This is a genomic window from Luteitalea sp., assembly GCF_044337415.1.
Lineage (GTDB): Bacteria > Acidobacteriota > Vicinamibacteria > Vicinamibacterales > Vicinamibacteraceae > Luteitalea.
This window is the reverse complement of the sequence record NZ_JBIINP010000135.1, coordinates 1-11,035: the sequence shown is the minus strand read 5'-3', so window position 1 is coordinate 11,035 and position 11,035 is coordinate 1. Positions and strand designations below refer to the sequence as shown.

The 11,035-nt window shown below is 72.4% G+C and carries 9 protein-coding genes; 1 reads left to right on the top strand and 8 read right to left on the bottom strand.

Annotated elements, in window-relative coordinates:
* Positions 1–128: 128 nt before the first annotated feature.
* The 8 genes from ACIRDX_RS16245 to ACIRDX_RS16210 form a co-directional block, all read right to left on the bottom strand.
* Complete coding sequence (locus tag ACIRDX_RS16245) at positions 129–1,430, bottom strand: glycerate kinase (protein ID WP_396626484.1); 1,302 nt, start codon at positions 1,428–1,430, stop codon at positions 129–131.
* Positions 1,430–1,693: a hypothetical protein gene (locus ACIRDX_RS16240; protein WP_396626483.1), complete on the bottom strand. Its 264-nt coding sequence runs from the start codon at positions 1,691–1,693 to the stop codon at positions 1,430–1,432. The genes ACIRDX_RS16245 and ACIRDX_RS16240 overlap by 1 nt, the downstream gene beginning before the upstream one ends.
* Before the next feature lie 59 nt (positions 1,694–1,752).
* Entirely contained in the window at positions 1,753–2,673 is a 921-nt protein-coding gene (locus tag ACIRDX_RS16235; RefSeq protein ID WP_396626482.1) for a cell division protein FtsX, read from the bottom strand.
* Positions 2,670–3,338 (bottom strand): cell division ATP-binding protein FtsE, encoded by a 669-nt coding sequence (ftsE, locus tag ACIRDX_RS16230; protein ID WP_396626481.1) that lies wholly within the window; start codon positions 3,336–3,338, stop codon positions 2,670–2,672. Before ftsE ends, ACIRDX_RS16235 begins: the two co-directional genes overlap by 4 nt.
* The gene (locus ACIRDX_RS16225) at positions 3,335–5,788 is read right to left on the bottom strand and encodes a DUF3108 domain-containing protein (RefSeq protein ID WP_396626480.1); all 2,454 of its coding nucleotides are present in this window, start codon (positions 5,786–5,788) and stop codon (positions 3,335–3,337) included. The genes ftsE and ACIRDX_RS16225 overlap by 4 nt, the downstream gene beginning before the upstream one ends.
* The gene (gene gatB, locus ACIRDX_RS16220; RefSeq protein WP_396626485.1) at positions 5,757–7,190 is read right to left on the bottom strand and encodes an Asp-tRNA(Asn)/Glu-tRNA(Gln) amidotransferase subunit GatB; all 1,434 of its coding nucleotides are present in this window, start codon (positions 7,188–7,190) and stop codon (positions 5,757–5,759) included. The genes ACIRDX_RS16225 and gatB overlap by 32 nt, the downstream gene beginning before the upstream one ends.
* Before the next feature lie 94 nt (positions 7,191–7,284).
* Complete coding sequence (locus ACIRDX_RS16215) at positions 7,285–8,370, bottom strand: HD domain-containing phosphohydrolase (RefSeq protein WP_396626479.1); 1,086 nt, start codon at positions 8,368–8,370, stop codon at positions 7,285–7,287.
* Positions 8,367–9,797: a sigma-54-dependent transcriptional regulator gene (locus ACIRDX_RS16210; RefSeq protein WP_396626478.1), complete on the bottom strand. Its 1,431-nt coding sequence runs from the start codon at positions 9,795–9,797 to the stop codon at positions 8,367–8,369. Before ACIRDX_RS16210 ends, ACIRDX_RS16215 begins: the two co-directional genes overlap by 4 nt.
* 385 nt (positions 9,798–10,182) lie before the next feature.
* On the opposite strand from ACIRDX_RS16210, the gene ACIRDX_RS16205 reads away from it, so the two are divergent.
* On the top strand, positions 10,183–11,034 hold the full coding sequence (locus tag ACIRDX_RS16205) for a SpoIID/LytB domain-containing protein (RefSeq protein WP_396626477.1): 852 nt from the start codon (positions 10,183–10,185) through the stop codon (positions 11,032–11,034).
* The last annotated feature ends 1 nt before the right edge of the window (position 11,035 follow it).

Genomic DNA, 11,035 nt, shown 5'->3' with positions numbered 1-11,035 from the left:
CGGGTATCGGGTATCGGGTATCGGGTATCGGGTATCGGGTATCGGGGAGCGGGGAGCGGGGAGCGGCAAGGCGGTGACGGCGCTCGCGTGTCTCTACCCGTCACCCGCTACCCGCTACCCGGCAGTGTTCAGTAGACGAGACTGATCTGCAGGTCGCCGACGTTGGTGTCGGTCGGTCCGGTGCGCGTGAGGGTGCCGAGGCGGCGGTGCAGTTCGTAGGCGTCGTTGTCGGCCAGGTAGCGATCCACCTGCACCCCAATCGCCGTTGCCACCCCGTGCGTGTGCGTGTCGGCCCATGCGCCCGCCGCATCGGTCGGCCCGTCGATGCCGTCGGTGCCGACGCTGCTCAGCAGGATCGGCCGCGGCGCACGCGACAGCGCATCGATCGCTCCCGCGACGAACTCCTGGTTGCGTCCGCCACGCCCTTTGCCCGTCACGGTCACCGTCGTCTCGCCGCTGCTGATCACGCAGACGGGGCCCACACGTCCGTTCGCGGCGGCCAGCACGGCGTCCACGTGCGAGGCGCCCGCCTCGCGCGCCTCGCCGAGCACCGGCGGCGCCATCACCACCACGTCGTACCCGCGACGACGCGCGTCCTCGGCGGCGCCCGCCATCGCCACATGGCGCGTGCCGATCAACGTGTAGCGGCTGCGCCGCATGGCCGGATCGCCCGGCTTGGGCGACTCGGCAACCTCCCCTCGACTCCCCCGCTCCAGCCAGGCGCGCACTGACGCCGGCACGGCGGCCGCGTCGGCCACGCCCGACACGATGCGCCAGGCGTCGCCGAAGGTCGACGGATCGGGAACGGTCGGCCCCGACCCGATGACGCTGGGGTCGTCCTCGACCGGCGCCACGACATCGGAGATGGCCAGTGTGACCGTGTCGCCCTGACAGGCCGCCGCGAGGCGACCGCCCTTGATCGACGACAGGTGCTTGCGCACGCAATTGAGCTCGTCGATGGCGCGCCCGTCGTGCATGAGCGCACGCGTCACCTGCTGCTTCTCGGCGAGGCTCACGCCCTCCACCGGACGACAGAGCAACGCAGACGCGCCGCCCGACAGCAACACCACCAGTCGCCCGTCGGCCGGGACGGCGCGCGCTGCCGCAAGCACCGCGTCGGCGGCCGCCACGCTCTCTGGTGTCGGCGTCGGATGGCCCCCCGTGTACCACTCCACATCGTCGGGCACGCGATGACGATCGTGCGTGCCGACGCCGATGGCGCGATGCGGGAGGTCGGCCACGAGCGCATACCAGCGCTCCAGCATGGCAGCAGAGGCCTTGCCGGCCGCGACGAGCGTGTAGGGGCGCCCCGGAGTCACGGGGGCGTCGCCGCCCTGGAGGGCGCGACGCAGGAGCGTGGAGGCAGAAACGGACGCGAGCCCGGCCGCAGTGATGGCCGCGAGGTCGTCGCGGGCGCGCGACGGAAGCATCAGTGGAGGCAGCGGCCGTCCACCCAGGCCCGCGCCGCCGCCACGTGACTGAAGGAATCGAGGATGCCGCTGACCACCTGGTCGGCGCGGCCCTGGCGGCACAGCACCTCCAGCTGATCCATCACGCGATCCAGCGCGAGTTCCACGCACTGCACCGTGTCCTGCGAGTAGCAGTCACGCTGCCGGTCCAGCTGATGGTGGCAACGCTGGAGTTCCTCACGGTAGAACTCCGCGAGCCTGGACACACGAAGCATCTTGTCCACGTCGGTCTTGGGTGTGTCGGAGTGACACTTCCCACTCTAGCGATCGGCCCCGCGAGGTGTCAACGATCGATCTGCCGGGAGCCGACCCAGCCGGCGAGCCCGCCGGCCAGAATGGCGACCGATGCAAGCGTAAGCAGATGCTGCCACGACAGGAATGGCGCGCCGGTGACCTCCAGCGCCCGCGCCCAGGCGGCCGCCGGCCCCTGGAGCACGGCCCACACGGCCGCGCGCAGCACCACGAGCGCGATGACCGTCCCGGCCGCCGCCTGCAGCAGGCCCTCGGCGACGAACGGGCCGCTGATGGCGCGCGTCGGGGCGCCGATGAGCCCGAGCACCGCGATCTCCTCGCGCCGGGCGTAGTAGCCGAGTCGCAGCACCGCCGCCACCGCGGCGAACGCCGCGAGCGCGAGCAGGGCGGCGAGGCCGGTGACCACCCGTCGCACGGTCGTCACCGTGACGAGCACGCGGCGCAGCACGTCGCGGTCGTAGATCACGTCCTCCACCCCCGGCGCCGCGCGCAGGCGCGCCACGAGCGCCTCCACCTGTGCCTCGGTGGCCGTGGCCGCGAGGCGCGCTTCCACCACGGCGCCGAACGGACGCTCCGGCAGCGCCGTGATCACGGCGGCAAGATCGGGGAAGTCACTGGTCACGCGGGCCGTCGCCTGGGCCTCGTCGAGGACCTCGGCCGCCGCGACGGCGGCATCCTCGCGGGTGATCCGCGCCGCCCGCTCGCGGTCGGCGGCGGTGGCCTCGCGCGCGAGGTACACCGAGAGCTCGGCAGCCTCGGTCATGCGTGTGGTGACGTCGCGCAAGGCCTCCGATGCCCCGAGAGCCGCCCCGACCACGAACACGGCCGCCGCGATGAGCGCGGTCGAGAGCATGGCCACCCGCCAGCGACGCCGGATCGCCGTCCACGCCTCATCCAGGCAGTAGCGCAGGAAGCCGACCGGGTTGGCGTCCTCGTGGCGACGCGTGCTCATTCCGGCCTCCGGTCGTCGGTGACCTGGCCCTGCTGCAGTTGCACCACGCGCCTGTTGACGTACGCGATCAGGTCCTGGTCATGCGTGGCCATCACCACCGTGGTGCCCGACGCGTTGATGGTCCTGAAGATGTCCATCACCTCGATCGACAACGCGCGATCGAGGTTGCCGGTGGGCTCGTCGGCCAGCAGCAGCGACGGCTCGTTCATGAGCGCGCGCGCGATGGCCACGCGCTGCTGCTCACCGCCGGAGAGTTGCAACGGGAACGACTCCATACGGTGCTGCAGGCCGACCTGCTGCAGCAGCGAGGAGGCGCGCCGCCACTGGTGCGCCCGCGACTGCCCCATCACGCGCGCAACCGTGGCGACGTTCTCGAAGACGGTCCGCTCGGGCAGCAGGCGGAAGTCCTGGAACACGAAGCCGACGGTGCGGCGGTAGGCCTGTCGTGCCTCGCGACCCAGCGTCGCGAGGTCGGTGCCCTCGACGAGCACCTGCCCCGACGAGGCGACGTCCTCGCGCAGGAGCAGGCGCAACAGCGTCGACTTCCCGGCGCCGCTCGGCCCGGCGAGGCAGACGAACTCGCCCTTGCCGATCTCGAGCGAGACGTCGCGCAGGGCATCGGCGCCCGTGCCGTAGGACTTGGTGACGGCCGACAGCGTGATCACGTGCGTGGCCCCCCTGCACGGGTCTCGATCAGCTCGACGCGCACGCGACCGAAGCCGGCGGCCACGTCGATGCGCAGCGGCAGCCGGCGCTCGTCGGCGCTCAGCCAGAGGTCGATGGCCGGCGGTGCGCGCCGCTGTACCCGCTGCACGAGCGCCGGACGCATCCGCAGCGCCGGCACGCGCTGGCCACGCCACTCGATCGTCTCGGCCTGCAGCGGGCCTGACTGCAGCGTCAGGTTGCGGCCCATGTCGTTGACCGGCACGGCGACCTCGACGCCGGCGGCCAGCGCCAGCGTACGCACCAACAGGAAGGCCGCAATCGGATCGCGCGCGTCGGTCGGCGCCCGGAACCCCGGCCCGGCCTCGACCGACGTCGCATCCGGCGGCACCACGCGCACCACGCCGTGCTCGCCGTCGTGGAACACCGACTGGTCCACCCGCCTCCGGCCTTCGCGAATCTCGCGCAGGTGGACGATGGGCCGGAACTGATCGTCCGTGAACGTCCGGAACACGTCCTTGGCCTCGAAGAACCGCGCCACCCACGGCGCCGTCTCGAGCGACACCCGCGCCTCGTACCGGATGCGGGCGCGGTCGGCAGGCCCAGCCCAACGCGGCAGGCGCGGATCGGCACCGTTGGCGGCAAGCACGGCGATCTCGACGACGCCCGCCGACACCTGCGTGCCGGCGCCGTCCCAGAACACGTCGTAGCGACTCACCTCGCCCGGCGAGAACCCCGGCGTCCCCGGTGCCGGCGCCGACACCGTGGCCGGCGCGCCGACGGCGGCCAGCAGCGTGGCCTCGTCGGCCAGTTCGTAGATCACCACCTCGCCGCCCTGGTCACCCGGCACGCGCGCACGGCGCGTGAGCGGCCACGACTCCTGCAATCCATCCTGCGCCGCCACGACGAACCGGACGCCGAGGTCGTGCAGCGTCCAGATTGCGTCGGCCGACGGGAACCCGCCGAGCGCGCCCGCCACCGCGCCCGCGAACGCCGGACGCTGGCCACTGTAGCCGTTGACGATGGGCCGCCCGTGAACGAGCGTGCCCAGCATCAGCGGCGTGGCGGCCCGGTCCTCGGGTTGCGGGAGGAACGCCACCGGCCCTGGGCCCTGCACATCGCGTAACCAGGTACTGACCGGAGTCGCGAAGACGGGCGCCGGCACATAGGGCACTCGCCAGGCCAGGGCCTCGACGGCCACCAGCGCCGACAGCGCGATCACGATCGGACGCAGCCCCGGGCGCATCTCGCGGCGCCACCACGTGACGGAGAAGCCCGCTGCCGCCGCGACCGCGAACGCCAGCAGGACGCCGAAGCGGGCCGGCGCACGCACGCCCTGGAAGCCGAACACCCAGCGATGCGCGAACGCGTAGATCGGCCGCACACCGTCAGGCCCGAGCGCGAACACCACGCCCGCCAGGCCCACCGCCGCCCAGGTCCACAGGAGCGGTTGACGGCGACCACGCGCCAGCGCCGCGCACCCGAGCAGGGCGAGCAGCGACGCGGCCCACCCCGGATGCAGGCCGTCCTCTTCGGTCCGGCCGATGGGGGCCAACGCCACCGGCCGCCAGGGGGGCTCGCTCACGAAGCTCACCGGCGTGGCTGCATGCCGGCTGGCCTCGTCCATCGTCCGCACGAAGCCCTCGCGCTGCTGCACCTGGATGTACGGCAGGAGAATCGGGACGACAAGCGCCGCCGCGACGAGCGCGCCCACAATCAGAGGCGCGAGCAGGCGGCCGAGCGAGACGCGCCCGGCAGCGGCGATGAGCGCGACGCCCCCGAGGGCAAGCGCCACCAACCCGATCACCGCGTAGTACACCGACGACAGGGCGCCGAGGCCGTACCAGAGACCGAGCCACGCGCCATCCTGCCAGCGGCGACGCGCGACCACGCGATGCAGCGCCCCGAACGCGAGCGGCAGGAAGTACAGCGCCTGCAACTGCAGGTGCAGGATGTGCGAGAAGCGGTACGCGCAGAACCCCCAGGCGAGGCCACCGACGAGCGGCCCGAGGCGGTCGTCGAGCACCTGGCGCAGGTACCACCACATGGCCCACGCACTCGCTGTGACCGAGCCGATGACGAGGACGTTGTAGCAGAGCACCGGGTCGCGCCACACCGCGTAGACCGGCGACACGAGCAGCGCCTGCAGGAGCAGGTGATCGGTGAACGCGAGGGCCTGACGGGCCGGATGGAAGATCGGCGCGTCGAACACGCGCCCATCGACCCACGACGCGGGCGACGCGAACAGCTGCCGCAAATCCCAGCCCAGCGTGAACAGGTTCAGGTACGGATCGCCGGCGCCCTGCGGCGCGCCGAGCAGCGCCCGCGGACGGATGGCCAGCGGCCACGTGGCGACGATGGCGCCGAGCAGGTACAGCACGAGCGCCGTGCCGCGCTCGCGCCAGCCTGCGCGCCCCGTGTCAGGCGTCGAGCTGACGCTGGAGGAGGGCATGCACCACTTTCGGGTTGGCCGTACCGCGCGTGAGCTTCATCACCTGGCCCACGAGCGCGCCGATCGCCTGCACGCGGCCCGCCTTGTAGCTGGCAACGGCGTCGGGGTTGGCCGCGAGGACCGTCGCGATGTGGGCCAGCAGCGCCGACTCGTCGCCGACCTGCGCGAGCCCCTCGCGCTCGACGATGACGGCGGCCGTGTCGCCGGTCGTCCACATGGTCTCGAACACCTGCTTGGCAGCCGCGCTGCTGATGGTGCCTCCGTCCACGAGCTGGATCAGCTCCGCGAGGCGCGCCGGCGGCACGCGGGCGTCTTCGATCGACACGTCCTCGTCCTTCAGCGTGCGCAGCACCTCGCCCATCACCCAGTTGGAGGCGAGCTTGGCGGGCGCTGCCGCGGCGACCTGCTCGAAGTACGCCGCCACCGCGACGTCCTGCGTGAGCACGCCCGCGTCGTAGGCCGGGAGGCCGTACTGCTCCACGAACCTGGCGCGCCGCGCGTGCGGCAGCTCGGGCAGCGAGGCGCGGACACGATCGACCTGCCCCGGTGCGAGCACCAGCAACGGCAGGTCCGGCTCCGGGAAGTAGCGGTAGTCGTGCGCCTCTTCCTTGCTGCGCATCGAGAAGGTGCGCCCGGAGTCGGGGTCGTACAGCCGCGTCTCCTGGCTGATCGTGCCGCCTTCGGCAAGCACCGACGACTGCCGTGCGATCTCGTACTCGATGGCCTTCTGCAGGAAGCGGAAGGAATTGACGTTCTTGACCTCGACCTTCGTGCCGAACGCCTCGCGGCCCACGGGACGGACCGACACGTTGGCATCGCAGCGCAGGCTCCCCTCCTCGAGGTTCCCGTCGTTGACGCCGATGGCCACCAGCACGTCGCGGATGTGGGTGAAGTAGGCCGCCGCGGCCGCCGCCGTCCGCAGGTCGGGTTCGGACACGATCTCGATGAGCGGCGTGCCGGCGCGGTTCAGGTCGATGCCCGTCAGGTTCGGGTCGCCCGTCCCCTCGTGCAGCGACTTGCCCGCGTCCTCCTCCATGTGGATGCGCGTGATCCCGACGTGCACGGCCGCGCCGTCCACCTCGAGGTCCACGGAACCGCCGGTCGCGATCGGTCGGTCGAACTGCGAGATCTGGTAGCCCTTCGGCAGGTCCGGGTAGAAGTAGTTCTTCCGCGCGAACTCCGACACCTCGTGCACCGTGCACCCGAGCGCGATCGCGGCCGCGATGGCCTTGTCGACCGCGTCGGCGTTGAGCACCGGCAACGCGCCGGGCATGCCCAGGCACACCGGGCAGGTGTGGGTGTTGGGCGGCGCCCCGAAGGCCGGGGTGCAGCCGCAGAAGATCTTGGTGCGGGTCTGGAGTTGGGCGTGGACCTCGAGGCCGATGACCGGCTCGAAGCGCACACCCGCGGGCGTGGCGGTCGGCACCACGGCATTGTAGTCGGACAGGCTACGGCCTGCAGGCCTCAGGCAGCCTGTAGCCTGTAGCCTGTGGCCCCTACCTGTCTCCGAGCCCCGGCATGCGCGTGAAGGTGCGCACGACGTCCGGGTCGAACTGGGTGCCGCTGCCCCGTACGAGTTCACCGACGGCCTGCTCGTGCGTCAGGGAGTCACGGAAGGGGCGGGGCGAACGCATGGCGTCGTACGAGTCGGCCACGGCGAGCAGCCGGCTGGTCATCGGGATCTCGTCGCCCGACAGCTGGCGGGGATACCCACCGCCGGCGTATTCCTCGAAGCGGGATCGCACAATCCCTGCGGCGGGCCGGAGTGCCGGGATGGCCTCGAGGATGGACGCGCCGAGGTCGGGAACGCGCCGCCAGAGCGCGCGCTCCTCCGCCGTCAGCTCGCCGGTCTTGCTCAGCAGGCCATCGGGCAGCACGAGCCGCCCGAGTTCATGCAGCAGGGCCGCGTGTCCCAGGGCCTCCAGCTGCGACGGCGGGATGCGGAGCGTGGTCGCCAGGGCCACCGCCAGGCGCCGCACGCGATGACTGTGCTCGCGCCACAGGTCGCTGCGGAACGCCACCAGATCGAGCGCGGCCTCCACCTGCGCCGTCGTGGCGATCTCGAGTCGTGTGAGCGACTGGATCAGGCGGCGATGCCGCGCGCCGAGTTCCGACGCCCGCTGCTCGCGCAGCAGCCGGTCGGCCCGGCGGAGGCGGTGCTGCCGCATGCCGTTCTCGAGGGCGCGCGACAGGCTCCGCTGGTCGAAGGGCTTGAGCAGGTAGTCGACGACGCCGTGCTGCAGCCCCCGCAACGCCCAGTCGACGTCGTGCACGCCCGTCACCAGCACGACGGCCATGTCCGGATGGACGCGCTGCACCTGCTCGAGGAACCAGAAGCCGTCATGGCCGGGCATCTGGACGTCGCACAACGCGACGGCGATCCCCTGAGCGGCCGCAACGGCGAGGGCTTCGTCGGCGCCGGTCACGGGCACCGGCCGGCATCCGTCGGCTTCCACCCATGCCGACAGCACCTCCCGCACGCCCTCGCCATCGTCGATCACGAGCACGGGCGTAGGCTCGTCGAGCCCCTCGCCGCCCGTGAGCACGTCGAGCGGCTGTTCCGGTTCGAGGCGCGCCATCATGCCGCCCCCTTCCCGCGCCGCGTGATCATGACGCCGAGGTCGAGCCGTTCGAGCTTGCGGTACAGGGCCCGGCGGCTGAGGCCGAGAATCGTGGCCGCCTTCTTCTTGTTGCCGTCGGCGCGATGGAGCGCGCGCATGATGTGGTCGCGCTCGACATCCGATAGCGGCTCCATGTCGTCGTCCTCGGGCTCGCGGCGCACCGGCGCGAACGAAGGATGCACGCGCGGCCGGTGCGGCGAGGGCGCCGTCGGACGAGGCGTCGGCAGGCTGCCGCGCACGTCGAGTTCGCCGACGAGCCGGCCCTCGGCCATCAGGCAGGCGCGCTCGATCACGTTGCGCAGTTCGCGGACGTTGCCCTGCCAGTCGGCCTCGCGCAGCAGGCGCTCGGCCCCCGACGTGAGGCCCGACAACGGCTTGGCAAGGCGCGCGGCCGTGGCCCGCATGAAGGCGTTGGCGAGGTAGACGATGTCGTCGCGCCTGTCGCGCAGCGGCGGCACGTGGATGTCGACGACGTTGAGGCGATAGAACAGGTCGCGGCGGAAGCGCCCTTCGTCGCACTCGAGCTCGAGGTCCCGGTTGGTGGCGGCGATGACGGTGACGTCGACCTTGCGGGGCTCGAGCGATCCGACCCGGTGCACCTCACCGAACTCGATCGTGCGCAGCAGCTTGGCCTGGACGCCGGGAGGCAGTTCCCCGACCTCGTCGAGGAACAGGGTGCCGCCATCGGCCAGCTCGAACAGGCCGGGCTTGGAGTCGGTGGCGCCCGTGAAGGCGCCGCGCACGTGCCCGAAGAGCTCGCTCTCGAACAGGGTCTCGACGACGGCCGAGCAGTTGATGACCACGAAGCGGCGGTCGGCGCGGGGGCCGAGTTGATGCAGGGCGCGGGCGACCAGTTCCTTGCCGGTGCCCGTCTCGCCGCTCACCAGCCCCGTGCGGACGTGGGGAGCCACGGTGCGGAGCACGCGGAAGAGCTTCTGCATGGGCACCGCGCGGCCGATCATCCCGTGGAAGGACACGCCAGGCGACCGTTCGGCCGGGAACAGGCGCACCCGGCGCCGCAGCGCGTCGTCGTACTGGTCGGCGAACAGCCGCTGGATCTTGTCGACGTCGAGGGGTTCCCTCAGGTAGTCGTGGACACCCAGGCGGATGGCGGCGACGGCCGACTCCACCGAGGCGCGTGCCGTGACCAGGACGAGGGAGAGGTCGGGGGCCTCTTCCCGGAGGCTGGTGACCAGGGCGAGGCCATCGGCGTCGCCCTGATCCAGCGACACGACGGCTACGTCGGGCGGGCGCTGACGGAACGCGCTCAAGCCGTCGGCGGCGGTCTCGCAAAGGTGGGTGGCAAATCCGGCCCGGGCCGCCGCATCGAGCAGCAGGTCTCGGGTCGGGCTCGGAGGATGGATGACCAGCAGGGCGGGCGTGCTCATCGGTCGTTCTCTCCTGCTCAATCGACCACCGCGCACGCGCCTTGAACCAAAGCGACACACGGGCGCACACGGGGCCGGCGTCGGCGCCGGACCCGTGTGCGTCATGCCGCGATGCCGCGATGCCGCGAATGCCGGAAGGCGAAGGCGGACGCAGAGACGGAGGCCGGGAGAAGGCCGCACGCCGACGGCCGTCCGTGTGAACATGGCGCGCGTGCGGTCCCTGTCCTTCGCTCTCGTCGCCGCAGCGGCCCTGCTGTTGGGGTCCTGCGCGACGCGACAGCCGCCGGTGGCGGCCCCGCGCCCGGCCCCTCCGCCGGTCACGCCTCCGGCCTCCCCCGCCTCGCCCCGGCCATCGGCGCCCCCCGCGGCAGGCCTCGTCCTGCGTGTGGAAACGGGGCCCCGCGGCAGCGGGCGGGTGGAGGCGATCGACCTCGAGTCGTACGTGCGGGATGTCGTGGTCGGCGAAATCTCGGTGGGCCCCCGGGATGGCGCGCTGGCGGAGGACGTCTACGCGGCGCAGGCCATCATCGCGCGGACCTACGCCCTCGCCGTCCGCGGTCGGCACGCGGCGGACGGCTTCGACCTGTGCTCCACCACGCACTGCCAGGTGTACGCGCGCGACCAGTGGCGCCGGAGCCGGTGGGCCGCGCAGGTGGACGCGGCGGTGGCCCGCACCCGTGGGCAGTACCTCGCGTCGGGCGGGCGCCCGATCGAGGCCGTGTTCCACGCGCACTGCGGCGGGCACACCAGCACCGCCGCCGAGGTGTGGCGCAGCGCTGGCGCCTCGTACCTGCGGGGCGTGCCCGACCCTTACTGCGTCCGCGAGCAGGCCGGCGACTGGAGCAGTCGCCTCGACCTCGAGACGCTCAGGACGGCCCTCAACCGTCGTCCGCGGACGGAGGTCGGGGGACGACTCGATGGCATCCAGGTGCTCCGGCGCGATGGCGGCGGGCGGGTCGTTGAACTGGCGCTCTCGGGCGACCGGTCGCCGGTGGTGACGGCCGAGGACTTCCGGCTGGCCGTGATCGGTGCGGCGGGCGCGAGCCGCATGCGGAGCGCCCGGCTCGACATCGCCCGCGAGGGGCCGGACCTGGTGTTCACCGGGCGGGGATCGGGCCACGGCGTCGGCCTGTGCCAGATCGGCCTGATCGGACGGATTCGGGCCGGCCACTCGGTGGCGCAGACCCTGGCCGCGTACTACGCCGGCGTCGACCTCGTGCAGATGGGCGGCACGTAGG